Source organism: Kitasatospora sp. NPDC056783 (genome assembly GCF_042789895.1).
Lineage (GTDB): Bacteria > Actinomycetota > Actinomycetes > Streptomycetales > Streptomycetaceae > Kitasatospora.
The window spans coordinates 1-2266 of sequence record NZ_JBHUAF010000649.1 but is presented as its reverse complement, the minus strand read 5'-3'; the positions used below and the strand labels follow the sequence as shown (position 1 = coordinate 2266).

At 65.4% G+C, this 2266-nt stretch carries 4 protein-coding genes; 2 read left to right on the top strand and 2 right to left on the bottom strand.

The genetic code is table 11. The features are described 5' to 3' along the window. Positions 1–26 precede the first annotated feature (26 nt). Together ACFRMQ_RS40250 and ACFRMQ_RS40245 are read right to left on the bottom strand one after the other, a co-directional pair. Positions 27–497, bottom strand: a complete 471-nt coding sequence (locus ACFRMQ_RS40250; RefSeq protein WP_380735873.1) for an NUDIX domain-containing protein — start codon at positions 495–497, stop codon at positions 27–29. A 3-nt stretch (positions 498–500) separates the two neighbouring features. Next, positions 501–1244, bottom strand: coding sequence for an XRE family transcriptional regulator (locus ACFRMQ_RS40245; RefSeq protein WP_380735872.1), 744 nt, complete (start codon positions 1242–1244; stop codon positions 501–503). A 151-nt stretch (positions 1245–1395) separates the two neighbouring features. Between ACFRMQ_RS40245 and ACFRMQ_RS40240 the strand changes: the two genes are divergently transcribed. Next, the gene (locus tag ACFRMQ_RS40240) at positions 1396–1995 is read left to right on the top strand and encodes a glycine-rich domain-containing protein (protein WP_380735870.1); all 600 of its coding nucleotides are present in this window, start codon (positions 1396–1398) and stop codon (positions 1993–1995) included. A gap of 40 nt (positions 1996–2035) precedes the next feature. After that, positions 2036–2203 (top strand): hypothetical protein, encoded by a 168-nt coding sequence (locus ACFRMQ_RS40235; RefSeq protein ID WP_380735869.1) that lies wholly within the window; start codon positions 2036–2038, stop codon positions 2201–2203. Positions 2204–2266: the final 63 nt, after the last annotated feature.

The following is a 2266-nucleotide window of genomic DNA, read 5'->3' as shown; positions in this document are numbered from 1 at the left end:
GGCGAGAGGAACCGGGCGGTCGTGGGTCAGCCGAGGTACGGCGTTGCGCGGTGCTCCAGGAAGTGCTGGAGGCGGAGGCGCTGGGTGGGGTGGAGGGGGAGTGCATCGAGGTCGTCCGGGGCGATGAAGCGCAAGTCGGTGGACTCGCCGGAAATGCGCAGCTCGCCGCCCGTGATGCGGCTGGTGAAGCAGATGTTGAACTGCTGGCGGACCTCGCCATCGGCGTAGGCGATGATGTGGCGCGGGTCGGTGTAGGTGCCGACGAGGCCAGTGATTTCGATCGTGAGGCCGGTCTCCTCGAACACCTCGCGGACGGCGGTGTCGGGGAGGGATTCGCCGAAGTCCATGGTGCCGCCGGGGAGGGCGTAGAGCCCGTTGTCGGTGCGGCGTTGCAGGAGGATACGGCCGGCCGGGTCGGTGACGACGGCGGAGGCCGCGACCACGAGTCGGTTGGGCTTGGGGGCGTCGGGGTTGTCGTAGTACTCGGTGCGTGCCATGAGCTAGTCCGCCTCCACAGGTCGGGCTGTGCTCCACACAGCCTCGAAGCTAGAAATGTAGCCGTCGAACAGCGTGCCTGTCGGCGACCGACGGAGATGCCACACGGGGGCGCTGAACGCATTCATGCCCCACACATGTGCGTTGACCAGCAGTTGCTCGTCGGCACGGTAGAGGCTGTTGTAGAGGGTCGATTCGTGTGCTCGGACCTCAATGCGCGGAGTACCGACGAGCGGGCGGTAGTGCATGTGGGCAAGCCTGCACCGGGACTCGATACCGTGGCCGAACTGCTCTTCCTCGCCGCGCTGCCGAACGTTGGCACTGTCTGGATTCCCGATTGCGATCCGGACAGTGCAACCGTGTCCGGCTCGTTCTCGGAGGAGGTCGTTCAGCCGTGGATAGCCCTCGTGGAGGAACACGGCGGCGTAGACGAGTACGTCGATGTTGTGGGTGGCCTTGCTGAACAGGTCCACGAACTGCGACGTTGGCAGGTCGGCGCGCTGCTCGTAGAGCGCCACCAGGTCTGGGCTGGTGGTCTGGGCGCTGTGTGGTTGCCGCAGGCTGGGCCAAAGCGCGAACACATCCTCGCCGAGCGCCTCGGCAGCCAGGCGGGCTGTCCTCATGCGTGGTGTGCGGCTGAGATTAGCCCATCGTTCGACGGACTTGGTGTCGACACCAGCGCGTGCGGCCAACTCAGAGCACGTCCAACCACCCGATGCCATGGCATCTTTGAGCCGCTGGTTCGGCATTCTTCTCTACTCCTTGTCGGGTGGGACCTTGAGGGACGTTCTACCTTGCGGAGGATGTTCCGAAGTGTCCCTTGCGCGAGGTTCCTTCGTCCCAGGAACCCGGCGGATCCTGGTGCTTCTTCGCCGGTCAGTACTGCGGGAGCTCGGGCACATGGCCGAACGCTTCACCGCGTCAGGAGGAAACGGGATGACTGCATCGCAGCACAGTTCGCCTTTCCAGTCCCCGCCGCCGGGCCCGCCGGTGGTGGGCTCGATGCGTCAGGCGGTGCCGGCCGTGCCCGGCGTTCTGATGGATCGCAGGTCGCTTGACTCGGTCGTGGCGACGGTACTGGACAACAACGAGGGCATGAGTCCGGAGATGGCGCGGAGGATCGTTCATGAGGCGATCTCCTTCGTTGTGACCGGTGCCCTGCGCCCGGAGCTGGCGATGGCTCCGAGCCGCATCGTCGACGAGGGCTGGCACGCTTTGGTCCTGCACACGGAGGAGTACGCGGACCTGTGCGGGCGCTTTGGTGGATTCGTCCATCACAGCCCGGGATTCGACCCGGCGAACTTCGACTCGGACATCCTGGAACAAACCCAGGAAGCCATCAGGAGCGTAGGGTTCGAGGTCGATGTCGATCTCTGGTGTGCCCCGACGGATAACACGCTGGTGTCCGTGGCGGCCAACTGCCAACATGCACCCAACTGTTCGATCAGGCCGATGAAGAAGCCGGAAAAGCCGTGCACCAAGCCTCCGAGTGTGGGGTGAAGGCGCGTAGGCTGCAGGACACGGGACAGGAGGTTCTCCGATGGAGTGGATCGACCCTCGGTACGCGGAACTGGTTGCCTGCTACCGGCAACAGCAAGTGGCCCCTGAGCCGAACCTTGAGGTGTGGGGTGTGCCGGTTCGGTGGACTGACGACGACGTGCCGGTCGCTCTTCGGGGCTTCGTGATGGAGCCGCTGACAGGCGAATGAACTGTTGGCGCACTGCGGGGGCGGGGCCGCGCGCTTTCCCGGCCCCCCCCGGTTTGGTAGGCG

Coding starts and splice junctions, on each gene's coding strand:
- ACFRMQ_RS40250 (WP_380735873.1), bottom strand. CDS start 497: ATGGCACGCACCGAGTACTACGACAACCCCGACGCCCCCAAGCCCAAC.
- ACFRMQ_RS40245 (WP_380735872.1), bottom strand. CDS start 1,244: ATGCCGAACCAGCGGCTCAAAGATGCCATGGCATCGGGTGGTTGGACG.
- ACFRMQ_RS40240 (WP_380735870.1), top strand. CDS start 1,396: ATGGCCGAACGCTTCACCGCGTCAGGAGGAAACGGGATGACTGCATCG.
- ACFRMQ_RS40235 (WP_380735869.1), top strand. CDS start 2,036: ATGGAGTGGATCGACCCTCGGTACGCGGAACTGGTTGCCTGCTACCGG.